15 protein-coding genes are annotated in these 25172 nt (G+C 42.6%); 12 read left to right on the forward strand and 3 right to left on the reverse strand.

Annotated elements, in window-relative coordinates; genetic code table 11:
* Positions 1-61: 61 nt before the first annotated feature.
* The 11 genes from VCM39_RS15180 (at position 62) to nfo (ending at position 20787) form a co-directional block, all read left to right on the forward strand.
* On the forward strand, positions 62-2197 hold the full coding sequence (locus VCM39_RS15180; protein WP_322932934.1) for a surface glycan-binding family protein: 2136 nt from the start codon (positions 62-64) through the stop codon (positions 2195-2197).
* Positions 2198-2231: 34 nt separating this feature from the next.
* Positions 2232-5369, forward strand: coding sequence for a TonB-dependent receptor (locus VCM39_RS15185; protein ID WP_322932933.1), 3138 nt, complete (start codon positions 2232-2234; stop codon positions 5367-5369).
* Between the two features lie 13 nt (positions 5370-5382).
* Positions 5383-7035 carry a RagB/SusD family nutrient uptake outer membrane protein gene (locus VCM39_RS15190; RefSeq protein WP_322932932.1) on the forward strand — a complete coding sequence of 551 codons (1653 nt, stop codon included), beginning with the start codon at positions 5383-5385 and terminating at the stop codon, positions 7033-7035.
* 197 nt (positions 7036-7232) lie between these two features.
* Complete coding sequence (locus tag VCM39_RS15195) at positions 7233-8519, forward strand: DUF4995 domain-containing protein (RefSeq protein WP_221648544.1); 1287 nt, start codon at positions 7233-7235, stop codon at positions 8517-8519.
* Positions 8520-8641: 122 nt separating this feature from the next.
* Positions 8642-10654, forward strand: coding sequence for a heparin-sulfate lyase HepC (hepC, locus tag VCM39_RS15200; RefSeq protein ID WP_322932930.1), 2013 nt, complete (start codon positions 8642-8644; stop codon positions 10652-10654).
* 131 nt (positions 10655-10785) lie between these two features.
* Complete coding sequence (locus VCM39_RS15205; RefSeq protein ID WP_322932929.1) at positions 10786-12393, forward strand: sulfatase; 1608 nt, start codon at positions 10786-10788, stop codon at positions 12391-12393.
* Positions 12394-12557: 164 nt separating this feature from the next.
* Positions 12558-14186: a hypothetical protein gene (locus VCM39_RS15210; protein WP_322932928.1), complete on the forward strand. Its 1629-nt coding sequence runs from the start codon at positions 12558-12560 to the stop codon at positions 14184-14186.
* 543 nt (positions 14187-14729) lie between these two features.
* Entirely contained in the window at positions 14730-15677 is a 948-nt protein-coding gene (locus VCM39_RS15215; protein ID WP_322932927.1) for an ROK family protein, read from the forward strand.
* A gap of 28 nt (positions 15678-15705) precedes the next feature.
* The gene (locus VCM39_RS15220; RefSeq protein WP_221648549.1) at positions 15706-16968 is read left to right on the forward strand and encodes a sugar MFS transporter; all 1263 of its coding nucleotides are present in this window, start codon (positions 15706-15708) and stop codon (positions 16966-16968) included.
* A gap of 126 nt (positions 16969-17094) precedes the next feature.
* On the forward strand, positions 17095-19737 hold the full coding sequence (locus VCM39_RS15225; protein ID WP_323673987.1) for a DUF4962 domain-containing protein: 2643 nt from the start codon (positions 17095-17097) through the stop codon (positions 19735-19737).
* Between the two features lie 207 nt (positions 19738-19944).
* Positions 19945-20787: a deoxyribonuclease IV gene (gene nfo / locus VCM39_RS15230; protein ID WP_221648550.1), complete on the forward strand. Its 843-nt coding sequence runs from the start codon at positions 19945-19947 to the stop codon at positions 20785-20787.
* 421 nt (positions 20788-21208) lie between these two features.
* Here the strand turns inward: nfo and VCM39_RS15235 are convergent, their stop codons facing one another.
* Positions 21209-21892, reverse strand: coding sequence for a hypothetical protein (locus VCM39_RS15235; protein WP_221648551.1), 684 nt, complete (start codon positions 21890-21892; stop codon positions 21209-21211).
* Positions 21893-22016: 124 nt separating this feature from the next.
* A complete protein-coding gene (locus VCM39_RS15240; RefSeq protein WP_221648552.1) occupies positions 22017-23588 on the reverse strand; it encodes a ClC family H(+)/Cl(-) exchange transporter in 1572 nt (523 codons plus the stop codon).
* Between the two features lie 222 nt (positions 23589-23810).
* On the opposite strand from VCM39_RS15240, the gene VCM39_RS15245 reads away from it, so the two are divergent.
* A complete protein-coding gene (locus VCM39_RS15245; protein WP_322932925.1) occupies positions 23811-24842 on the forward strand; it encodes an aldo/keto reductase in 1032 nt (343 codons plus the stop codon).
* Positions 24843-24970: 128 nt separating this feature from the next.
* Here the strand turns inward: VCM39_RS15245 and VCM39_RS15250 are convergent, their stop codons facing one another.
* Positions 24971-25147 carry a DUF4250 domain-containing protein gene (locus tag VCM39_RS15250; protein WP_289292690.1) on the reverse strand — a complete coding sequence of 59 codons (177 nt, stop codon included), beginning with the start codon at positions 25145-25147 and terminating at the stop codon, positions 24971-24973.
* Positions 25148-25172 lie beyond the last annotated feature (25 nt).

The raw sequence follows: 25172 nt of genomic DNA on the forward strand, positions 1-25172 counted from the left end.
GTGGAACAGATGTTAGACCTTAACTATCATTTTCAAACTAACTAAAAACAATCTAGAAACAATGAATTTTAAAAAGTTAACCTCAGGTTTCTTAGCAATCCTGACTGTTACATCACTGATTCTGGCCGGGACTTCCTGCTCGGACACAGAAACTACAGATTCGACTCCTTTTGCAATTTATTATTCGGGAATGACTGATATCGGCCCTTCAATGAATGCAAAAATAAGCGCCCCTACCTATATTGGTGCGACTCCGGCAGACTTTACAATTACTAAAATTATTCTTGAAAATGAAAGTATAAACACCGAAAGCTTCGTTATTGATGCTACAACCGGTGAAATAGAAATCAAGAATAGCGATAATCTGGCTGTCGGACTGTATCATCTTTCTATCTCCTGTGTATCCAACGGAAAGACATATAACTTTGCAGATGCCGTATCTATCAACATGATGCGTCCTGTACCAGAAGGTATCACAGTAGAACCCAACCTGTTGACAATTGACTATGCTGACGTGAAGACTTCAGATGCCAAAGCACAGGTAAAAACGGAAGGTGAACATGTATCTATCAGCAAATACTCCATTGCAGAAAGTGATTTCAAAGACTACTTCACTGTTAACGCAAGTGGTGAAGTCAGTATTAATAAGAACTATGAAGGTGATATTCTACCGGGTATCTATAAAGTAGCTTTAAAGCTACAGACAGAAGCCGGAGAAGGTATTTTTGCAGATGCTGTGACCTTTAACATCACTTCCAAGCCATTAGCTCTGACCTATACTCCCAATAAAGGTAAGATGGAAGAAGCTACCGAAGGTCCTACTTCATACACCACCAATGTACCTACACTAAAAGGTTCATTGGAAGGTGTTGTTTATCGCATTGCCAATATAACTCCTGCTACAGACAAGATTAAAATTGATGCTTCAACAGGTGTCATTTCTGTAGCAGAAGGACATAGTTTCAAAGCAGGCGAAACCTATGTTATAGATGTAAATGTAAAAAACATCTATAATACAACAGAAGAAGCAGATAAAGTATTCGAAAGCGTATTTACACTGGAAGTAGTTGGTTTTATTGCTCCGATTGAAAACTTTACCTATGAAAACGCAACGAAAACACAGGCAACCCCATTCACCATTGCACATACAGACGCATTCAAAGGTGACGAAGTAACCTTTGAATTAGGTGAACTGGCTGCTGAACTTCAGGGACAACTGAATATTGATGCGACAACAGGTACCATTACCGCAAAGAAAGGTAATACAATTCCTGTAGGTACCTATACAGTAGCTGTAAAAGCCAAAAATGTAAAAGGGGAACAGACCACTACCTTTACACTCGTTATTGAAAAGAATAAGAACTTCTTTACTACCATTACCTATGGTAATAACCTGGGACTACCCGAAGGTAGCGCTTTCCAATACAGGTTCAACTCTGCCGAAGATCTGGCTAAAGCTATTATCCCCGCACCGAAAACAGATATTCCGGAAGGCGTTACAGTAACTTGGAAAGTACAAAACAAACTCAACATGAGTAATGGTAAAGTAGGTAAAGACGGTGCATTGAATCTGGCAAATATTACATGGAAAGATGCAACGTGTGGCATGATTATGGTGACAGCTACAGCTGGTGAAGGTGACGAAGCCGTATCAGTAAGTGTACCTGTATTCTTCCATTTTGCAGCGCCAGTAAAAGATGTAACTATCAATTATACTCCATTCGTACTTCAGGTAAACCCCAAGACAGGGGGACGCTCTGTAGCTCCGACTGTTGCAGGAGCAGATGAGAGTAAAGTATTGATGGATTATCGACGTAACTTTAGCTATTACAATATCAACGGAAGCGAAAGCCACATCAGCGGACAGATAAAGAATGATGAGGCAACGAATAACTTCTTTATGGCACAGGTATGGCGTAATTACTATACTGCTGTCAATAAGAAGCCTAATTACGAAGCAAGAGCACCAATGTCTTACTATGATAATGCCAGTTCATCAGCCGTAACATTAGGATATATAGATCCTGCAGACAAGTCACTGGTTATCAATCCGGGTAAATGGATCGGCGAGGATAAAACATATGCCAATGGTGTCATGAGTGGACAAATTACATTTGTAACCAATGGAGCCAGTGCCGGCTTAGGTAGCGGCAATCAGATTTACCCGATTCTTGTTTGGTTTGATGAGAAATTTTAATCTATATCTTATATTATAAATAATGAGTAATTCAATGATAAATAAAGCTATGAGCCAAAGAGGGTGGATGACCCTCTTAGCTCTGATTATGTCAATCAGCTTATATGCCCAGAATACAATTAAGGGAGTAATAGTTGACGAAACAGATTTCCCACTGATCGGAGCAACCGTAATGGTAAAAGGAACTTCCAATGGAGGAGTAACCGATCTGGATGGAAAATTTACGATTACCGCAAAGAAGGGAGATGTATTGTCTGTTTCTTATATTGGTTATAAACCACAAGAAATAAAAATACAGGATCAGAAAACACTGAATATTAAAATGGTTCCGGACAATGCAATGCTGGATGAAGTAGTTGTAGTAGGCTATGGTTCAATGAAACGTTCGGACCTGACCGGATCAGTCTCATCCGTATCTGCCAAAAATGTTGAAGGTTTCAAAACCGGTTCGGTAATGGAAGCTTTAGGAGGACAGGTAGCCGGTGTACAAATCACACAAACAGACGGTACTCCCGGTTCAGGTTTTGATATCAAAGTACGTGGTATCGGTACTATGACAGGCGACGCTTCTCCACTGTACATTGTAGATGGTTTCCAGGTAGACGATATTAACTATCTCGCTAACTCGGATATTGAATCAATCGAGGTATTGAAAGATGCTTCCTCAGCTGCTATCTATGGAGCACGTGCAGCCAATGGTGTTGTAATGGTAACTACAAAATCAGGTAAAACTGGCCGTCCTGTAGTAAGTTACAACGGTTCTACAAGCTACCGTAAAATTTCCAAGACACTGGATTTGCTGGATCCGTACGAATTTGTAAAATTACAGATGGAAGTTAATCCCAGTAAATATGCAAATACGTATTATAAAACCGGCGAAGATGACAATGGCGTTCCCTACAGATACCAGTCTATGGATGATTATATCGGTGTACAAGGTGTAGATTGGCAAAGTGAGACATTCCGCCCGACCTGGTCACAAGATCATAACCTGTCTGTAATGGGTGGTAATGACAATACGAAGTATACGCTTTCATTCTCCCGCTACAATGAAAATGGTATTTTCAACAATAGTGGATTTGATAAAACATCCGGTAAATTCCGTGTGAATCAGAAAGTAACCAAAAATGTATCTTTCGATGCTACTATCAACTATTCAAATACAAACAAGAAGGGTGCAGGAACATCCGGAGATTCCGGCCGTTTCAACATGCTGGCCCAAATTCTGAGTGCACGTCCTACCGGTGGTCTTGCATTAACCAATGAAGAACTGTTGGCAGCTGCTATCGACCCATTAGAGTTGGAAAGTAGCGAAAGCCTCGCACAGGTAAATCCTATTATGCAGACTCAATCTGTTACGAATACAAAACGTTCTGAAATGTGGTCGGGTAATTTGTCTGTAACCTGGGAAATTATAAAAGGATTAACATTCAAAACAGCCGGAACTTACAATACAACCAATACCCGTACGAACATTTTCTATAAAAATGGTTCAAAAGAAGCCTACCGTAACGGACAGAAACCTTATGGTCAGACTCAAATGGGACGTGACCTGCGTTGGACGAACTATAACAACCTTACCTGGAAACAGAAAATCAAAAAACATTCTTATGACGTAATGTTGGGACAGGAGATCTCGTTCAAAAGTTCTGAATACCTGTTAGGACAGGCAAAAGATTTCCCTTTTGACAACATGGGTAATGACAATTTAGGTATTGGTGCAACGCCAAGTAAAGTAGCTACTTCATACAGCGACAAAACACTGGTATCATTTTTTGCCCGTGGTAACTATAGTTACAACAATCGTTATTTGTTGACTGCCACTGTACGTGCTGACGGCTCTACAGTATTCTCTAAAAAGCATAAATGGGGATATTTCCCTTCATTCTCTGCTGCATGGAGGGTTTCTGAAGAAAACTTCATGAAGAACCTGGAATTCATCTCAAATGCTAAAGTACGTTTTGGCTGGGGAACAGTAGGTAATGACCGTATATCCAACTACTTATCTATGGACTTATACGAACAGAGCAAATATGGTGTAGGTGGAAGCACAGTTACTGTACTAACTCCGAAACAACTGAAAAATGAAAATCTGAAATGGGAAGGTTCTACCACCATTAACTTAGGTTTTGACCTGGGCTTCCTTGACAACAGACTGAACCTGACAGCTGATTTCTTTATCAAAAACACGAAAGACTTGTTACTGGCACAGAGTCTGGCACATGTCACCGGATTCTCTTCTCAATACCAAAACATTGGTAAGATTCAGAATCGCGGTATCGAACTTAGCCTGAACAGTACAAACATCCAGAATCGTAACTTTACCTGGCAAACAGATTTCAACATTTCATTCATTCGCAACGAATTGAAATCACTCCAGTCAGGAGTACAATCGATGTATTCCCGCTCAGGGTTCAGCTCTGACTTTACAGACTATGATTACGTAGCTACCGTAGGTTCTTCTCTGGGATTAATTTATGGATATGAATTTGATGGTGTATATCAAAGCTCCGACTTTATTACTACTCCAAACGGTTCACAGCAACTAAAACCGGGTGTGACACGTAATGATCGCTATACTACCGGTCCTTTGGCTCCGGGGGTTGTGAAATATAAAGATCAGGATGGTGACGGTGTAATCACTACTAACGACCGTACGGTAATTGGTAATGCTATTCCCAAATGGTATGGTGGTTTCACTAATACATTTAACTATAAGGGCATCGACCTGAGTGTCATGTTCCAGTTCAATTATGGTAATGATGTATACAATGCAACCCGCCTTTATGCCACCCAGACTCAGAACGAACGTACCAATCAGCTGGCAGAAGTTGCCGACCGCTGGACTCCGACCAATGCATCCAATAGAGTACCTTCGGCCAAAGGATACGTAAAAAATGAACTATATTCACGTTTCATTGAAGACGGTTCATTCCTGCGTTTGAAGAATGTGACACTGGGCTACACACTTCCTGTCAACTGGACAAAGAAAGCATATATTTCTAAATTACGCGTATATGCTTCAGGCCAGAACCTCTTCTGTATTTCGGGTTATAGCGGCTATGACCCTGAGGTAAGTACAGCAAGCAATAGCCCGATGACTCCCGGACTTGACTGGGGTGCATATCCAAAGAGTAGAGTAATTACATTCGGACTTGATATTCAATTCTAATCAAATGACAACAATGAAAAAGATATCCTATTATATATTCGCGGCATTAATGTGTGCCACTTCCCTCTCCTCTTGCTCAGACATGCTTGAGGAAGAGTCAGCTGTAGAAGTTGATAAATCGAAATACATGAACAATGCTTCAGAAGCAGAAATCGTGTTATTGGGTGTTTATCGCAATATGGTGACTGATGCACTGTATAGCTACAATCTATCTATATTGTTTAATATCACCAATGACATTGCACAATGCGAAGGTAATTCGACAAATGCATTCCGTGAAATCCCGGCCAATGCCTTCACCACAAGTAATTCCAGTGTTCAGTCTACCTGGTCTACATTGTACAACTCCATCTACAATGCCAATGATTTTATTGAAACCCTGGAAAGTAAAGTAGGTAACTACACAGAAGGTGACAAAAAACTGGCAAACATCTATATGGCAGAAGCAAGAGCTTTGCGTGGTTTATATTACTTCGAATTAGTTCGCTGGTATGGTAATATCGCACTCATGAAAAATACCCAGATGTCTAATCAGCATCCGTCTACTTTTGTACAGGCAGATCCGGCTGAGGTATACCGTTTTATTGAAGATGATCTGAAATTTGCAGCAGATAACCTGCCATATTCAACCGAGGACGATGTACGCAAAGAGAGCAGCTTCCGCATGTCAAAAGGTGCTGCCTTAGGATTGTTGGCTAAAGTATATGCTACATGGGCAGGATACCCTGTACATGACACCTCTAAATGGGAACAGGCTGCGCTGACTGCCCAGACACTTATTGAATCGAAAAAGCACAGCTTACTACAGAATTATGAACAACTATGGAAAAACACCTGCAACGGTGTGTGGGCCCCTGAAGAGAGCTTAATTGAAGTAAGTTTCTATGCCCCTACCGTAACAGGATCAAACAGCGAGGACCCTGTAGGACGTATCGGTAAGTGGAACGGCGTGATTGCAAACGAAATCCCAGGTGTACGTGGACGTAATGCAGGTAATGTAAAAGTTATCTATACTTTCTACCGTGACTGGGAAAATAAAGAAAACGATTTGCGTTGTAATCTCTCTATCGCCGACTACAAATATGTGGGTACTGTAAAAACTCCGTATTCAACCAAAGACCCGGATGAAGACCAAAAAAACTGGCAACTTCTTACTCCGGCTAAATGGGATACAGAAAAGTATGTAAACCAAAGCAATGTACTGATCAATGCTGACCGTTCCAACATAAACTGGTACATCCTACGCTACTCAGATGTATTGCTATTGTATGCAGAAGCCTTGAATGAATGGAAAGGAGCCCCCAATGATGCTGCTTACAACGCTGTAAATATGGTACGCCGCCGCGGATTCGGACTTCCGGTAGACGCAGCAAGTGAAATTGCAGACCTGCCTGCCGGGCTCGATTATCAAGGTTTCCAGAAAGCCATTCGCAAAGAACGTGCATACGAGCTTGCTTTTGAAGGACATCGTCGCCAGGATCTTGTACGCTGGGGAATCTATGCAGAAGCAATTGATGAAACAGATACACAGTTGAGAAGATGGTTCCCAAATGCAAATTACATAGCATACGATTTTACAAAGAAGGGGAAACACGAACTGTTTCCCATCCCGCAAAGAGACAAAGATCTTATGAAACAGTTCAAACAAAACCCGGGTTGGAATTAATTCGGAATTACTATAAAAGCAAAGCAAGAGGGTGCTACAGAGTACCCTCTTGTATAATATTAATAGCAAATTCAACAAAAGTAATACTATAGTGGACTTATTCCAATTCCTTTTCAACATTCGTACAATAAAAATACATTCTGATTGAGTACATTTGCAATATAACAAAATCACATTTAACAACTGCTTATTAAAAAATGAATAACATGAAAAAGAACCTTGTGCTCTTTGCTTCGCTTGCGGTCGTTGCTCTGTCATCGTGCAACACCACTCCAAAGGAAGACTACAGCTGGATTAAAAAAGGCATTGATGTAGCTTCTGCACAGCTCAAACTCACAGCTGAAGAAATTGCTGACTCAACAAAAATGCCACGTTCCATTTGGACCGGCTATGATATGAATTTCCTTTGTCAGCAATTAGAACGAGATTCACTTACTTTTAAGGACTCACTTCGTACTCATCCTCAGGCATACAAGTTAGGGAAACGCCGTCTTTGCGGACTACTTGACTGGACAAGCGGATTCTTTCCCGGAACGTTATGGTATACTTACGAGCTGACAGGTGATAATGCATTAAAAACACAAGCTGTTAAATATACAAATATGCTGAATCCGGTACGCTACTATACGGGTACACACGATCTTGGTTTTATGATAAATTGTAGCTATGGCAACGCAAAACGTTTATCACCCAATGATACCATCTCCGCTGTAATGGTGGAAACAGCAGAAAACCTTTGTTCACGTTTTAATGAGTCAATTGGGGCAATCCGTTCATGGGATTTCGGAACATGGAACTTCCCGGTTATCATCGACAACATGATGAATCTCGACCTGTTATTCACAGCCAGCAAAATGACAGGTAACCCCAAATACAAAGACATTGCTATCAAACATGCACAGACTACCATGAAATACCATTTCCGTCCGGACTATACCTGCTGGCACGTTATCAGCTACAACAATGATGGTACAGTGGAACGCAGACAGACTCACCAGGGCAAAAACGATGACTCTTCATGGGCACGCGGACAAGCATGGGCGGTATACGGATACGTATCCTGCTATCGTGAAACTGGCGACAAAGAATACTTGAATTTTGCTACTAAAATTGCCGATATGATCATGGCACGGGTAAAAACAGATGATGCCATACCTTTGTGGGACTATGATGCACAAGGTGAAGGAACTCCGCGCGATGCCTCAGCAGCGTCTGTAACAGCTTCTGCCCTCATTGAAATGAGTACAATGGTTCCGGATGGAAAGAAATATCTGGATTATGCTGAGAAAATCCTGAAGAGTCTCTCGAGCGATGCATATCTGGCCAAAGCAGGTGAGAACCAGGGATTCATTCTGATGCACTCTACCGGTTCACTACCCAATGGCTCAGAAATCGACACTCCGCTGAATTACGCAGACTATTACTACATGGAAGCTTTGAAACGCTTTATGGATGTAAAAGGGATAGAATATAAGAAGCTATAATAAAGTTATGGAGTTATAGGGCTATAAGCCTAAGGACTTAATCCTATAACATTATAGCTCCTATAACATTATAACTCCCATAACCCTATTAACATTATAACTCTATAACATAAATAATTATCATGTTAAACAAAACATTTAAATTAATCACTCTGCTTGTTATTGCATGTTTTGCAAGCCAAGCAGGTGCCCAGGAATTGAAAAGCGAAGTATTCTCGCTCCTCAACCTGGATTATCCGGGACTTGAGAAAGTAAAAGCCCTTCACGAAGAGGGTAAGGATGAAGATGCTGCCAAAGCATTACTCGACTACTATCGGGCACGGACCAATGTGAAGAGTCCGGATATCGATCTGCAAAACCTTAAAATCAGCAAACAGGAGCAGAAATGGGCCGACGATGGTTTAGAACACACTTTCTTTGTACATAAAGGTTATCAGCCTTCTTACAACTACGGTAAAGATATTAACTGGCAATACTGGCCGGTGAAAGACAATGAATTACGTTGGCAGTTGCACCGTCACAAATGGTTCACTCCGATGGGAAAGGCTTACCGCATCTCCGGTGACGAAAAGTATGCAAAAGAATGGGCTTTTCAGTATATCGACTGGATCAAGAAGAATCCTCTGACAAAGATGGAAAAAGAACACTACGAACTTGTCAGTGCAGGTGAAGTGAAAGGAAATGCTGAAAACGTACGCTTTGCATGGCGTCCACTGGAAGTGAGTAACCGTCTGCAAGACCAGACAAGTCAGTTCCTGCTATTCCTCCCCTCTTCATCATTTACTCCGGATTTCCTCACAGAATTCCTTGTAAATTACCACAAACATGCTGTACATATCCTGAATAACTATTCGGACCAGGGCAATCACTTATTGTTCGAGGCACAACGTATGATCTATGCAGGAGCCTTCTTCCCCGAATTCAAAGAAGCGGCAGCATGGAGAAAAAGCGGTATCGATATCCTGAATCGCGAAATTCATGTACAGGTATACGAAGATGGCGGACAGTTTGAACTTGACCCGCACTATCACCTGGCAGCTATCAATATCTTCTGCAAGGCATTGCGCATGGCAGATGTAAACGGATTCCGTAATGAATTCCCGCAAGGTTATCTGGATACCATCGAATCAATGATTACTTTCTATAGTAACATCTGTTTCCCTGATTATTCTAATCCTTGCTTCAGTGACGCTAAATTGGGTGATAAACCAGCTGAAATCAACAACTACAAAGACTGGGTAAAAATCTTCCCGAAAAATGAGCAGATACTTTGGTTTGCTACAGAAGGTAAAAAAGGAAAGAAACCGGAGAACTTATCTAAAGGTTTTCTGAAATCAGGCTTCTTTACTTTCCGCAATTCATGGAATACAGACGCTACAGTAATGGTAGCGAAAGCCGGACCAAAAGCGTTCTGGCATTGCCAACCGGATAATGGTACATTTGAGCTTTGGTTTAATGGTAAAAATCTGTTCCCCGACAGTGGTGCATACGTATATGCCGGTGAAGGTGAAGTAATGAAATTACGTAACTGGTTCCGCCAGACTATGGTCCACAATACGTTGACACTTGATAACAAAACATTAGAGACCACAGAATCTGTAACCAAACTTTGGCAACCGGAAGGTGACGTACAAATATTAGTAACTGAAAACCCCAGCTACAAAGATTTGAAACACCGTCGTTCTATATTCTTCGTTGACAATAAATATTTTGTGATTGTAGACGAAGCCGTAGGTACTGCCAAAGGCAAAGTAAATCTACACTACCAACTGTGCGAAGGTAAAGTGAATATTGATCCAAAAACAATGACACTCACTTCTGACTTTGAAGGTAACAGTAATGTGAAACTACAATGCTTTGCTCCGAAAGGCACAACATTGGAAACAGAAGAAGGATGGCGCTCTACTGCTTATCGCAAGCGCGTTGAGCGTACGGCTGTAGCCTTCAATGTAAACAAAGATAAAGAAGAGGCCGTACGTTATATCACTATCATCTACCCAACTGAAGACAGTACCAAAGCCCCCAAACTGTCAGCAAGCTTCAAAAACAAGAAGTTTGACGAAAATACACTGGAAGTAGAAGTGAAGATCGACGGAAAGAAACAGTCATTGAAATATAAAATCAGCGATGAGTAGTTAGTGATAAGTGATTAGTGATAAGTGATTAGCCAGCTGCGCTATATACCGCATGGTGTTAATCACTTATCACTAATCACTCATCACTAATCACTGATCACCCATCACTAACCACTAAATAACTGGTCATTATGAAAAGCAATTCTTCTCAACTCATCCTTCCACTTGCCGTACTGAGTCTTGCCTCGTGCGCAGAAAAAAAGGAAGAACTCAAGCGCCCTAACATCATTTTCATGATGACGGACGACCATACCACACAAGCCATGTCATGCTATGGTGGTAATCTTATCCAAACTCCGAATATGGACCGCATTGCCAATGAAGGTATCCGCTTCGACAACTGCTATGCAGTCAATGCACTCTCCGGTCCATCCCGTGCCTGTATCCTGACAGGTAAATTCAGCCATGAGAACGGCTTTACTGACAATGCAAGTACTTTTAACGGCGATCAGCAGACTTTCCCCAAACTACTGCAACAAGCCGGATATCAAACTGCCATGATCGGCAAATGGCATCTTATCACCGAACCGCAAGGCTTTGATTTCTGGAGTATTCTGAGCGGACAACATGAACAGGGTGATTATTACGACCCGGATTTTCTTGAAATGGGTAAACCTGTTGTCGAGAAAGGATATGCCACAGATATTATCACAGACAAAGCAATCAACTTTCTTGAACACCGCGATAAATCAAAACCTTTCTGCATGATGTATCATCAGAAAGCGCCTCATCGCAACTGGATGCCTGCCCCCCGGCATCTGGGTATATTCAACAACACAATATTCCCCGAGCCAGCCAACCTTTTCGATGATTACGAAGGACGTGGGCGTGCAGCACGTGAACAGGATATGTCTATCGAACATACATTAACGAACGATTGGGACTTGAAGTTACTCACACGTGCCGAAATGCTGAAAGATACTACCAATCGCCTGTACAGCGTATACAAACGCATGCCGGCAGAAGTGCAGGACAAATGGGATTCAGTCTATGCACAACGTATTGCCGAGTATCACAAAGGAAACTTAAAAGGAAAGGCACTTATCAGCTGGAAATATCAGCAATACATGCGCGATTATCTGGCAACAGTACTGGCAGTAGATGAGAATATCGGACGCCTGATGAACTATCTGGAAGAGATTGGAGAACTGGATAACACAATCATCGTCTATACATCGGATCAGGGTTTCTTCCTGGGTGAACATGGTTGGTTTGACAAACGCTTTATGTATGAAGAATGCCAACGTATGCCACTGATAATCCGTTTCCCAAAAGGTATCAAAGCAGGAAGTACAAGTAGTGCAATCAGCATGAATGTAGACTTTGCTCCTACTTTCCTTGATTATGCAGGAGCAGATATCCCTTCGGATATACAGGGTAAATCTCTGAAACCGATCCTGGATAATGCAGGCAAAACTCCGGTAGACTGGCGTCAGGCTGCCTATTATCACTATTATGAATATCCGGCAGAGCACTCTGTGAAACGTCATTACGGCATTCGCACACAGGATTTCAAACTCATTCATTTCTACAATGACATCAACGAATGGGAAATGTATGATATGAAAGCAGACCCGCGCGAAATGAATAATGTATTTGATAAACCGGAGTATGCAGAGAAGCAAAAAGAACTCATGCAGCTGTTGGAAGATACACAGAAACAATATAATGATACTGACCCGGAAGAGAAGGTAAAAGAACTCTTCAAAGGAGACAGACGAATGATGCACAACAGGTGAAAAGATTAGACGATTGGACAATTGACAATTTACGATTGATATTTCCTCTTTCAGAAGAATAATCCTAATTGCAAATTGTCTAATCGTAAATCTCTCCGCTACCTTATATATAAACAAAGTTATTTCAATCGTAAATTGTAAATCGTCTAATCGTAAATATTATTATGGACAGAAGAAGTTTTCTTAAAAACACAGGTTGGTCCTTCCTGGGACTGGCCGCATCCGGTAGCTTGCTCGGTGCTTGTGCAGCAGGTAGCAAAGAGGCTAAAAAAATCATGCCATCAGCAAGTGACCTTAAAATGTACTGGGGTGACTTACATAATCACTGTAACATCACTTACGGACATGGTGATATGCGCGATGCTTTTGAAGCAGCAAAAGAACAACTGGACTTTGTATCAGTGACTCCACATGCCATGTGGCCGGATATTCCCGGAGCTGATGATCCTCGTCTGAAATGGGTGATAGACTACCACACAGGTGCTTTCAAACGTCTGCGTGAAGGTAACTATGACAAATACATCGCTATGACGAAAGAGTATAATAAGGAAGGAGAATTCCTTACTTTTACGGGATACGAATGCCATAGCATGGCACACGGTGACCACGTGGCACTGTGGCATGACATTGATGTGCCACTCGTTGAGTGCACCTCTGTACAGGAATGGAAAGAGAAACTAAAAAATGAGAAGGTATTTATCACCCCGCACCATATGGGTTATCAGGGTGGATACCGTGGATATAACTGGGATTGTTTCACAGAAGGAGATCAGACTCCGTTCGTTGAAATGTATTCTCGTCACGGACTGGCAGAAAGTGATCAGGGAGATTATAACTATCTGCACGATATGGGACCACGCCAGTGGGAAGGAACCGTGCAATACGGATTGGATCGTGGCAATAAGTTTGGTATCATGTGCTCAACAGACCAACATTCGGGCTATCCCGGTAGCTATGGTGACGGACGTATCGGTGTACTGGCTCCTTCACTGACTCGGGATGCTATCTGGGATGCTCTGAAAAGCCGTCATGTATGTGGTGCGACCGGTGACAAAATTAAGATTGACTTCCGCCTGAATGATGCATTCATGGGAGACGTAGTACGTGGCAACAGCCGTCGCATCTATGTTAACGTAGAAGGTGAAAGCTGTATCGACTATGTAGATATCGTGAAAAACGGACAATGCATTGCCCGTCTGAATGGACCATTGACTCCGATAATGCCCGAAGGTGACACTGTACACTGTAAAGTAAAAGTAGACTTTGGCTGGAATCGCGAAGAGAAATATGTACACTGGCAAGGTAAACTCGCAGTGAATAAAGGACGTATCGTGAGCGTAACCCCCTGTTTCCGTGGCGCTGCATTTACTTCTCCGCAAGAGGGTGAAACAGAATTCCATACACATGTAAATCGTATCCTTTCTACCAATGAGAAGGAAACAGAACTCGATATGTACTCCAGTAAAAATCCGAACGTAACCACTCCCGCTATGCAGGCTGTCATCCTTGAACTGGAAATGCCTAAAGACGGAGTTCTGGCAGCGGAGTTTAACGGCAAGAAGTTTGAACATACTTTAGGCGAATTACTCGAAGGTTCACGCTCTCATTTCATGATAGGCTGGTTGAGCGAAGCCATTCTTTTCAACCGTGCAATGCCCGAAAGCTGCTATACTGTAGAGCATTTTATGGAAGATAAAGAACCGCAAAAGGATACGGATTATTACTATGTCCGGGTTCGCCAACGCGATCAGCAGTGGGCATGGAGTTCACCGATCTGGGCGGAGAGAGTTTAAATTGTATAATGTACTTTTCTTTCGCCTTGATGCGAAAGAAAAGATACCAAAAGAAAGAATCGAGGCTGCATTTTTTCTCCTACTCACTTCCTTCGTTCCGCTAAAGGGGCTCGAACTCGCTTCGCTCAAACAATCGCCCCTTTTTGACGCTTCACTGCGGGCGTTCGCTTGACGGAGAAAAAATGAGGCCGGAGGCCGTTCATCAGCGGAACTACGGTTTAGGATGAGGTAGAGATATGTGATATAAAAGTAAATATATTGCAATATAATTAATGTAATATAGTATACGTCTTTAGTTACAAGAAGCATTGTATGCTATCTACCATCCGAATGGTCCCCCCCGGCCTCATTTCCGCAGCGTCAAACGGAACGGAGGTGAAAAGCGTAAGAAGGGGCGATTGTCTGAGCGAAGCGAGTTCGAGCCCCTTTAGCTTTTCACCGTGGTGCAGTAGCGGAGGAAATGCAGCCTTGATCTTTTCTTTTGGTATCTTTTCTTTTGCATCAAGGCAAAAGAAAAGTACATCCAACTTAATAAGATATTTTATGAACAACCTATATGCTATCGGCATCGATTTGGGTGGCACCTCCATCAAATACGCCCTGATCAGTAATAAAGGAGAATTCCTGTTTCAAGGAAAACTGCCCTCTTTAGCTGATGTCTCGGCAGAAGCCGTAATAGAACAATTGATAAAAGCAATCAATGAAGTAAAAGTTTTCGCCACTGAACACGGATACAAAATCGAAGGTATCGGTATTGGTACACCAGGAATTGTAGACGAAACCAATCGCATTGTTCTCGGAGGAGCCGAAAACATCAAGGGATGGGAAAAGCTTCCCTTAGCGGATACAATTGAAAAAGCTACCGGACTCCCTACTTTACTTGGCAATGACGCCAATCTGATGGGATTGGGAGAGACTATGTATGGAGCAGGACAAGGAGCAACACATGTTGTGTTTCTGACTGTCGGTACAGGAATCGGAGGAGCTGTTGTGATTGACGGCAAACTATTCAACGGTTTTGCCAACCGAGGGACGGAACTAGGACATGTACCCCTCATTGCCAATGGAGAGGCTTGTGCTTGTGGTTCAGTAGGCTGTCTGGAACATTACGCTTCCACATCGGCTCTGGTACGTCGTTTTACACAACGCAGCGCAGAAGCAGGCATACAATATCCTGGAAAGGAGATCAATGGTGAGCTTATTGTCCACCTCTACAAAGAGGGAAATAAACTTGCTACAGAATGTTTAGAAGAACATTGTGACTATCTGGGACATGGTATTGCCGGATTTATTAATATCTTTAGCCCGCAACGCATTGTTATTGGGGGCGGACTGTCTGAAGCGGGAGACTTCTACATAGAGAAGGTCAGCCGGCAAGCACATCGTTATGCCATCCCCGATTGTGCGGTCAATACAGAAATCATTGCAGCTCGCTTAGGTAATAAAGCCGGAAGTATAGGAGCAGCAGGCTTAATATTTAATCGACGATAGTACAAAAGAAATCTGAAACACTATTATTATGAAAAGAAACTTTGGAATGCTGGCGCTCATTATGGCGTTTTGGTTCACTATATCTTTTATTACCAATATTCTGGGGCCGCTGATACCGGATATCATCCACAACTTCAACCTGAGCGACCTGGCAATGGCAGGATTTATTCCAACTTCTTTTTTCCTGGCATATGCCATCATGTCTATCCCTGCCGGATTGCTGATTGACCGTTACGGAGAGAAACCGGTACTTTTCTGTGGTTTCTTAATGCCGTTTATCGGTACCATTCTTTTCGCTTGTCTTCATACCTATCCCATGTTATTAGCCTCATCCTTTATCATCGGGTTAGGTATGGCAATGTTACAAACAGTACTGAATCCGTTACAACGTACTGTAGGAGGTGAAGAGAACTATGCCTTTGTTGCCGAACTGGCACAATTCATGTTTGGTATCGCTTCATTCCTCAGTCCATTGGTTTATACCTATCTGATACGAGAGCTGAATGCTGACACCTACGTCGCCGGACATAATTTCCTACTCGATCTGTTGGCAGATGTTACTCCGAGAGAAATGCCCTGGGTATCTCTCTATTGGGTCTTTTCCGCACTATTACTGATTATGCTGATTGCAGTCGGCATCTCACGCTTCCCGAAAATCACTCTGCAGGAAGAGGAGAAAAGCGGTACCACCAGTTCCTATCTGGAGTTATTCAAACAGAAGTATGTATGGTTGTTCTTCCTGGGCATCTTCTGCTATGTAAGCACCGAGCAGGGAACTTCCATCTTCATGAGCACCTTCCTTGAGCAATACCATGGCGTCAATCCACAGACAGAAGGTGCACAGGCTGTCAGTTATTTCTGGGGACTGATGACGGCAGGTTGCATCGTCGGCATGTTCCTGCTGAAACTGATGGACAGTAAACGGTTGTTGCAAATCTCAGGATTCCTCACTATGATATTGTTACTGACCGCTTTATTTGGTACACGTGAAATGTCGCTGATTGCTTTCCCGGCTATCGGATTCAGTATCTCGATGATGTTTAGTATCGTCTTCTCTCTGGCTCTGAATTCAGCACGAAAACACCACGGTTCATTTGCCGGGATTCTTTGTTCGGCGATTGCAGGTGGTGCAGGTGGTCCAATGATTGTCAGTACACTGGCAGATGCCACTTCACTACGCATAGGTATGCTGAGCATTTTGATATTCGTAGGATACATAACCTTTATAGGCTTCTGGGCACACCCGCTTATCAACAATAAAACGGTGAAATTAAAAGAACTTTTTAAATAATGTGATAATGTGCCAATATGCCAATGTGCCAATTGGCTGCGCGACGTTTACTCACCGCATGGTAATTGGCATATTGGCACATTGGCACATTATTTAATTGGCATATTATTATTAATTAGTCTTTAAATCATGAAACGAATCACTTACTATTTCCTCTTCGCCGCCCTCCTGTCTTCTACTTCAGTAGGAGCGCAGAACAGCATCATGCATCTGACGCAACCTACACTTATGCATGAGGTACGCGAAACTCCTTCCCCACTCGACGGACAACACATTGCAATGAACCCGCCACGCTTCATGTGGCCGGATAAATTCCCTCACCTCGGCGCTGTACTCGATGGCGTGGAAGGTGAAGAGCATAAACCACACGTAACTTATCGCATACGCATCGCCCGCGACAAAGACTTTCGGCAAGGAGTCATTACCGCTGAACGTAACTGGGCTTTCTTCAATCCGTTCCAACTCTTTGAGAAAGGTACTTATTACTGGCAACATGCTTATGTAGACAAGAACGGTAAAGAAGAGTGGTCACCTGTTTATCATTTCTATATAGATGAGAATACGCGTACTTTCAATCCACCTTCATTGCAAGAGTTACTCACCAAACTTCCTGCAGAACACCCTCGTATTCTTCTCGACTTTAAAGAATGGAACGACATCATCGTCCGAAATCAGAATAATCCGGAAGCGCAGTCTTACATCACCAAAGCCGATAAATGTATCATGCACCCCCTGAAACACCTGGCAGAAGAAATTGATACCAGCGCAGTGGTGAAACTAACAAACATCGTACAGTACAAATCCGCCCTTATCCGCGAAAGCCGAAAGATTGTAGATCGTGAAGAGAAAAATATAGAAGGCATGATACGTGCTTATCTGCTGACTAAAAACGAGGTATATTATCGTGAAGCAATGAAGCGTCTTACCGAAATCCTCTCCTGGAAAGACAGTAAGTATTTTGCCGGTGACTTTAACCTCGGTACAATTCTCTCCATGAGCACTTCGGCTTACGACGCCTTCTACCACCTGCTTACCCCTACTGAGAAAACTCTTTTACTGGGTAGTATCCGGGAGAATGGAAGTAAATTTTTCGAAGAATACGTCAACCATCTTGAGAACCGTATTGCCGATAATCACGTTTGGCAAATGACTTTCCGTATCCTTACAATGGCTGCATTTGCTACTTACGGCGAACTCCCCGAAGCCTCTACCTGGGTAGATTATTGCTATAACGAATGGGTATCACGCCTGCCGGGACTTAATGCAGACGGAGGATGGCATAACGGAGATTCCTATTTTCACGTGAATATCCGTACACTGATCGAAGTACCCGCCTTTTTCTCACGCGTCACCGGATTCGATTTCTTTGCTGATCCATGGTACAATAAGAATGCATTGTACGTTATCTATCAGCAACCTCCTTTCTCTAAAGCTGCCGGACAGGGAAATTCTCACGAAAATCAAAAGACTCCCAGCGGAGCACGTGTAGGTTACGCCGATGCATTGGCACGTCAATGCAATAATCCGTGGGCGGCTGCTTACGTACGATCTATAAAAGAACGCCAACCGGACATCTTCCAAAGTTCTTTTGAAGCAAAACCTGCCGACCTTACCTGGTATCGTTGTATCACTAAAAAGCCTTTCCCGGCTGAAGATGTTTTCCCCATTGGTAAACGTACCCTCGATGATATGCCACAGACACACGTTTTCAATGAAACGGGACTGGGAAATATGAATACTTCTCTGGGAGAACCGGAGAAGAATGCCATGCTCTCCTTTCGCAGTAGTTCTTACGGAAGTACCTCACATGCACTTGCCAATCAGAATGCATTCAATACATTCTATGGTGGTAAAGAGATTTTCTATAGTAGTGGCCATCGTACAGGTTTCACTGACGACCATTGCATGTATTCTTATCGTAACACCCGTGCCCATAACTCCATTCTTGTAAATGGTATGGGGCAGAAAATAGGAACAGAGGGATATGGTTGGATACCGCGTTGGTATGAAGGAGAAAAACTCTCTTATTTTGTAGGCGACGCTTCAAATGCTTATGGCAAAGTGACCTCTCCTCTCTGGCTCGAGCGTGCGCGCCTCAGTGGAACAAAGTTTACTCCGGAGAATGGTTGGGATGAGAATAAATTGAATATGTTCCGCCGCCACGTTATCCAACTGGGTAAGACAGGGGTTTATGTCATTTATGATGAGCTGGAAGGAAAAGAACCTGTAACTTGGAGCTATCTGTTGCATACCACCTCATTCCCAATGGACGTAAAACGTCAGTCACCTGATGCTATTACCATTACAGGGCACAATGCGGTTGACGGTGTATCAGTTGCCCATCTGTTCAGTTCTGCTCCTGTGCAAGAAGCCTTGACAGATACATTCTTCTGCCCACCTACCAACTGGAAAAATGTGACGGACAAAAGTGGAAAGACCGTAAAGTATCCCAATCACTGGCACTTCTCGGCTACAACATCACAAGCTGCCACTGCTCGTTTTCTGACTATCATCGATACACATGGCAAAGACCAGGCAGATATGAAAGTGACCCGTAAAGGCGACACTTGGCAGGTAGGTGACTGGATTATCCAATGTAATCTTACCCCAACAGGAAAAGCCGCTATCAGCGTAAGTAACAAGACAGAGAAAACATCTCTGATTTATGACGCTGCCAAAAACGAAGGTGCCACATTCATTAATGAACAAACAGATGGAAAAAAAATCGAAAAGAAACTGGTAGACTATCTGCCCGATTTCGAAATATAGTACTTCCCGGTGCTTCCCGCACGAGGAGGTGCGACAAGCGATAATGAGGCTAAAACGCAGATTAACGCAAATTTCCGCAAAGAAGAACAAGTATAAGACTAAAATAACGGTCTTTTTAATCTGCAGAAATTTGAGTTAATCTGCGTTTCATCAGATATAATAATTGTTATCTTTGCATGTAAATGTAATAAACTAAAAAGAAACAGTATGAAATATATCGGAGCACATGTCAGTGCCTCGGGAGGTGTGGAAAATGCCCCTGTCAATGCACATGAAATAGGCGCTAATGCCTTTGCACTTTTCACTAAGAATCAACGCCAGTGGGTAAGTAAACCTCTAACCAAAGAAAGTATTCGCCTTTTTAAAGAGAACTGCGAAAAGTATAACTTCAAACCGGAGTATATTCTTCCCCATGATAGTTATCTTATCAACCTGGGACATCCCGAACCGGATGCACTGGAGAAAAGCCGTGCCGCCTTTTTAGACGAAATGCAACGTTGCGAACAGTTGGGACTGAAACTGCTAAACTTTCATCCGGGCAGTCATTTGAATAAAATTTCAGTAGAAGACAGCCTTGACCTCATTGCAGAAAGCATCAATATCACGCTGGAAAAGACGAAAGGAGTAACGGCAGTTATTGAAAATACTGCGGGACAAGGCAGCAACTTAGGAAATGAGTTCTGGCATCTGAAATATATCATCGATCGTGTAGAAGACAAAAACCGGGTTGGCGTCTGTCTGGATACCTGCCACACATTCACGGCAGGGTACGATTTCCTTGGAGATTATGATGCAGTGTTTAACGAATTTGAAGAAGTAGTAGGGTTCCGCTATCTCCGTGGAATGCACCTCAATGATTCTAAGAAAGAATTGGGCAGCCATGTAGACCGCCACGACAGTATCGGAAAAGGGCTGATCGGTTTCGCTTTCTTTGAAAAGCTAATGCGCGATCCACGCTTTGACAATATGCCGTTGATACTCGAAACAATAGACGAAACGTTGTGGCCCGAAGAGATAGCCTGGCTGCGGGAACAATCAGAAAACAAGTAAACAAATAGTTTTCTTAAAATAAAAGGGAAAAAGCTTGACTTTGAGAAAGTAAAGTAGTATCTTTGTAAGAGTAATGATAAAGTATATTCAGATTAAACTGAGGTAAAAGAGGGAAGTTATAACTTTCCTCTTTTTTTTCGTCCTCCTCGTTCAAAGCACTCCTGAGCAAGGTTGTTAAGTAAGTTTTCCTCGGTACTTACATGAATTTCCTCGGTATGAAACGGTTTATTACCTGGTATGTTATGATTCATTTCATACCATGTTGCGATGCAAATGCTACTGTGTTGCAATGCAACAGATGCTTTACAACGAAAAGTGCTCTTTTTAGTTAAGAATCAATAAATCGACTCTTGACAAAAAGAAGCTGGCGGAAACCGATTTGTAAACAAAAGCGATCTCCGGTATAAAAGTAAACGATCTGTTACTTGCGCGCTGCTATTGCCAGAAATATACCAAGTACCACTCCCAATAAAGCCGCAAACAATACACGTGCATCACCCGGCAAAAGGAAAGTTATGGTATGGGCAGGAAACCAGAAAAACGGAATAGTCTTCTTAAAAACAAAGCCCCATTGTACTTTCCAATTAAGATTCTGCAAAATCTGCCCCATAGGAATAGGGGTAAAGAAGCCCTTCATCGTACCTCCGGTAGCAAGAATGTGAGTATCAGTAACCTTATGCAGGGTCATAAATACTGGTCCGAAAATGGTATTCATCGTTACAGAAATAGCCAACGCCAGCAATACCTTATCGATTGAAAGAGGCCCGGACATTATACTACCGGCATCCGCTACTCCCAGATAAGAAGCAAAAGCTGGAACTCCGTTAGAGAAAACAACAAAAGCCATGTTGATCCCCAATCCGAGTAATCCCCAGACAAACGCACGGGGCAAAATACCAAAACCACGGCGATGATAAGAACCGGTACTGATACGAAGCCCAATCACCTCGCCCAAAGTGGAAAGAATGGCAAACTTGATAAAACTCATTACCATACCATGAGAAGCGTTAAACTGCTTATAGGCATCATACACCACATCACTCAAGAAAAAAGGGAGGAAGCAGACAAGCACGCAAAGAAAAAAAAGAAAATCGTGTTTTTTCATTTCTATAGTTGTATTTCAGTATGGCTACAAATATAGATAAAAGAAATGAAATTCAAAGAATTATCAGTCAAAAGTGCTGGTATATTCCATAAATCAGCATACAAATGCTCTATACGATCCGCTATTAATAGATATTTGCCATGCTTACCAATGGTTCGTATAACTTTTCGATGTCTTGTGCATCCATCTCTATTTGTACCTGATCTCCCGGAATAAGCCGGGTACCGGCCGGTGTCAGGTCTTTCCGGTCACGGTGTACATTGATAATGATACAATGTTCGGGTAATCTTAACTCATTCACCTCTTTACCATCCAGATAAGACCCGGTCATGATCTCTACCGAGAGTGTATAACGCTTCTGCTGCTGAAAATCGGGGGTATTTATCATATCGTTGTATAAAGTAACATTGAAAGGCTTTATTTGCAATAACTCCGTGAAATAATACGTCAGTCCGCCCACCACCACAGAAGGATAGAAAACTTCAAAGTGTCCTGTTATCTCTGTTATCAGAACAATAGCCGTCAGTGGTGTCCGGATAACAGCAACAAGAAAAGCAGACATACTGATCAGCATAATATAACTCACATTCTCCTGAGCTATAAACCCTCTTTGTACCAATATCAGAGCTACAATCTGCCCGAATAACCCACCAGTCACCAACGTAGGGATAAAATTTCCTCCCGGCAATCCGGAAGAGATGGAAAGTGCCGTAAATACAAAATGAACCATCATCATTGCCAACACCCACATAACCTGCTTACTCCCATCAGTGACCTGTTCTAACAGGAATTGTTCGCCTCCTCCCGTCAGATTCACTTGCAACAGTGAAATAGCATAAGCAATCACTAACAGGTAGAGCATCTTCATATGCACAGGATGTTTCACCTGCGAATAGACTTGTTTGAAATACAACGTCAATTCAGAATAAAATTTTCCAAAGAGAGAGATAACCACTGCAAGTAACAGGAATAGTTTTACCTGAGATAAAAAGGGAAGCAATGGTTCGATGGCATCTATAAGACGATAAGGACTGATGGGAAATATCCAGCTTGCCACCCCCCCGGCTACCACACCGGCGAGTAACGTAGTAATAGCAGTTTTCGGTGCATCAAAGCGTTCGATTGATTCAATTACTAACAATGAGGAAGCGAGAGGGGCCGAAAATGCAGCTGCCAGGCCGGCACCTGCTCCGGCAGCCAGAAGTTGTTTACGCTCTCCGGCAAGTACCCGCGTCCATTTGGAAACAAGGCAACCAACGTAAGAGCCAATCTGTACAGAGGGACCTTCACGCCCTAAAGACAACCCCGCAGTCAATGCAAGAACTCCTCCCACAAACTTAGATACCATTTCTATAAAAGGATGCTTATAGGAGATGCGGCCATTGATAACCCCTCTCGTTTGCGGAATACCACCACCGGTGATGAGCGGCATCTTACGAACTAACCAAGAAACAAAGATAAGTATTCCCCATAATGCCAGGAACAACATAATATGCCAATACCAACGGGGATGAGCGTCAAAGAATGTGCGCCGGATATCGAAAAAAAATTGTAACAGATAATGATAAGGCACGGCAATAAGCCCTGTCAGCAATCCCACAAAGATGCTGACAAAGTACAATCTGGCATCAATCAACTTTAATTTCCAGACATGCCATCCCCTCACTCCTTTCAAGCTTTTCCAGTGTTCGAACATACCCCAATAAGATATTTGCCGGGTATAACAATGAAACAACAAGAGATGTTTGTGGACGAAAGGTTATTTATCTGTATCCTGTGTTTAGCTAATATCTGTATAATTATTATCCGGAGACGTTTTACTTCATTTCTTTCAGGTTTTATTGCCCAAAATGCAACTTTATCATAATAGTAATCGTTATATATACATTTACTATTATTCAAAAAATCAGAAACATTTATGGAATACAGACAATTAAACGGCTCAGGACTTTTTGTTCCGGCATTGAGCCTGGGGACAGCAACCTTTGGAGGTACTCACGGTTTTGAAGGTTGGGGAAATACAGGTGTTTCCGAAGCTACCCGAATGGTAGATATGTGCCTGGAAGCCGGGCTAAATCTTTTTGACACTGCCGATATTTATTCCCGTGGCTTGTCGGAAGAGATACTTGGCAAAGCTATTTCCGGAAAGCGAGACCGTCTTCTCATCTCCACCAAAGCCACTTTTCCAATGGGAGAAGACCGGAACGAAATGGGAGCTTCCCGCTTTCACATTATCAATGCCTGTGAAGCCAGTCTGCGACGTTTGGGAACAGACCATATCGACATCTATTATATGCACGGCTTTGATGGCGCTACTCCGTTGGAAGAGACCCTTAGCGCGCTGGACAATCTTGTTCAAAGCGGAAAGGTACGCTACATCGGATGCTCCAACTTCTCCGGCTGGCAGTTAATGAAGTCACTGGCTGTTTCCGACAAATACGGTTGGTCACGTTATGTAGCCCACCAGGTGTATTACTCTTTGCTCAACCGTGAGTTTGAATGGGAGCTGATGCCACTTGGCGTCGATCAGCAAGTTGGTACATTTGTCTGGAGTCCGTTAGCAGCAGGACGTTTGGGAGGACGTTATCGTCGTAATAATCCGATTCCGGAAGATGGAAGAGTGGCCCGTGGCGGTGCTCCGGTAGGTGATGAAATCATGTCATACGATCTTCTTTACAATATTATTGATGTTCTGGAAGATATTGCGGGAGAGCTAGGAAAGACAGTGGCACAGGTAGCACTAAACTGGCTATTGCAACGTCCTACTATTTGCAGTCTTGTAATTGGTGCACGAACCGAAGAACATCTGAAACAGAATCTCGGAGCCATCGGCTGGAGTCTGACAACAGAACAAATAAAGCGGTTGGATGAGGCAAGTAAAACGCCAAAGATATATCCGTATTGGCATCAGAATCAGTTTCCTGAACTAAAATCACAACTGATATTTTAATACATCCTACTGCGTACTGTACATTGATAAGTAAATATAAAAGAGTTGTTTCACCGATTATTAAGTAAATAATTATAAAATGATTGGTGAAACAATTTACAATTAAACAACTCTATTATAACAACAGGTTACCAAAACTTATTATGTTCCGGACTATATTCAAAGCCTGCATTTTTGAGCTGATTAATGATGTCCTCTTTCTCTACATGCAGATCATCACACAATTCATCCAACGAAGAATAGTTATCACGAAGCTTCATATTGATGACACTAAACAACATCATCGGGTCTTTAGGTAATTCCATATTAAAACACTATTTTGTAACCGGG

Origin of the sequence: Bacteroides mucinivorans, from assembly GCF_034654355.2 — a bacterium.
GTDB classification, from domain to species: domain Bacteria; phylum Bacteroidota; class Bacteroidia; order Bacteroidales; family Bacteroidaceae; genus Bacteroides; species Bacteroides nordii.

Coding starts and splice junctions, on each gene's coding strand:
- VCM39_RS15180 (WP_322932934.1), top strand. CDS start 62: ATGAATTTTAAAAAGTTAACCTCAGGTTTCTTAGCAATCCTGACTGTT.
- VCM39_RS15185 (WP_322932933.1), top strand. CDS start 2,232: ATGATAAATAAAGCTATGAGCCAAAGAGGGTGGATGACCCTCTTAGCT.
- VCM39_RS15190 (WP_322932932.1), top strand. CDS start 5,383: ATGAAAAAGATATCCTATTATATATTCGCGGCATTAATGTGTGCCACT.
- VCM39_RS15195 (WP_221648544.1), top strand. CDS start 7,233: ATGAATAACATGAAAAAGAACCTTGTGCTCTTTGCTTCGCTTGCGGTC.
- hepC (WP_322932930.1), top strand. CDS start 8,642: ATGTTAAACAAAACATTTAAATTAATCACTCTGCTTGTTATTGCATGT.
- VCM39_RS15205 (WP_322932929.1), top strand. CDS start 10,786: ATGAAAAGCAATTCTTCTCAACTCATCCTTCCACTTGCCGTACTGAGT.
- VCM39_RS15210 (WP_322932928.1), top strand. CDS start 12,558: ATGGACAGAAGAAGTTTTCTTAAAAACACAGGTTGGTCCTTCCTGGGA.
- VCM39_RS15215 (WP_322932927.1), top strand. CDS start 14,730: ATGAACAACCTATATGCTATCGGCATCGATTTGGGTGGCACCTCCATC.
- VCM39_RS15220 (WP_221648549.1), top strand. CDS start 15,706: ATGAAAAGAAACTTTGGAATGCTGGCGCTCATTATGGCGTTTTGGTTC.
- nfo (WP_221648550.1), top strand. CDS start 19,945: ATGAAATATATCGGAGCACATGTCAGTGCCTCGGGAGGTGTGGAAAAT.
- VCM39_RS15235 (WP_221648551.1), bottom strand. CDS start 21,892: ATGAAAAAACACGATTTTCTTTTTTTTCTTTGCGTGCTTGTCTGCTTC.
- VCM39_RS15240 (WP_221648552.1), bottom strand. CDS start 23,588: ATGTTCGAACACTGGAAAAGCTTGAAAGGAGTGAGGGGATGGCATGTC.
- VCM39_RS15245 (WP_322932925.1), top strand. CDS start 23,811: ATGGAATACAGACAATTAAACGGCTCAGGACTTTTTGTTCCGGCATTG.
- VCM39_RS15250 (WP_289292690.1), bottom strand. CDS start 25,147: ATGGAATTACCTAAAGACCCGATGATGTTGTTTAGTGTCATCAATATG.